The sequence below is a fragment of the Flavobacterium flabelliforme genome (assembly GCF_017948675.1).
In the GTDB taxonomy this organism is placed as follows: domain Bacteria; phylum Bacteroidota; class Bacteroidia; order Flavobacteriales; family Flavobacteriaceae; genus Flavobacterium; species Flavobacterium pygoscelis.
Genome location: NZ_JAGFBU010000034.1, coordinates 1 through 362, shown reverse-complemented (window position 1 = coordinate 362; position 362 = coordinate 1). Strand labels below are relative to the sequence as shown.

Here is a 362-nt window from a genome sequence, read left to right as displayed (position 1 = left end):
GCTAAGTCGTAACAAGGTAGCCGTACCGGAAGGTGCGGCTGGAACACCTCCTTTCTAGAGCCTAATTTGTTAGTTTAGCAATAAACACGATTAGGAAAGAAGACAAAGATTATATTGGAATAGAATACATACATTTTATTACTCTTGCTGTTAGTTCAAATAATACAATTAAGTAAAAGATAAACGATTTAAGATTGTTGAATGCTGATTGGAGATTATAGGTTGAAGAATCTAGGATCAAAAATCGTTAATCATAAATCAGAAATCACCTTGTCTCGTAGCTCAGCTGGTTAGAGTACTACACTGATAATGTAGGGGTCGACAGTTCGAGTCTGTCCGAGACAACAATTACTTAAAAAAAA

1 tRNA gene and 1 rRNA gene are annotated in these 362 nt (G+C 35.4%); both read left to right on the top strand.

The features are described 5' to 3' along the window. Positions 1–54: ribosomal RNA gene (locus J3S90_RS15760) — 16S ribosomal RNA — on the top strand; the annotation flags it as partial. Between the two features lie 217 nt (positions 55–271). Further along, positions 272–345 (top strand) — tRNA-Ile (locus tag J3S90_RS15755). Positions 346–362: the final 17 nt, after the last annotated feature.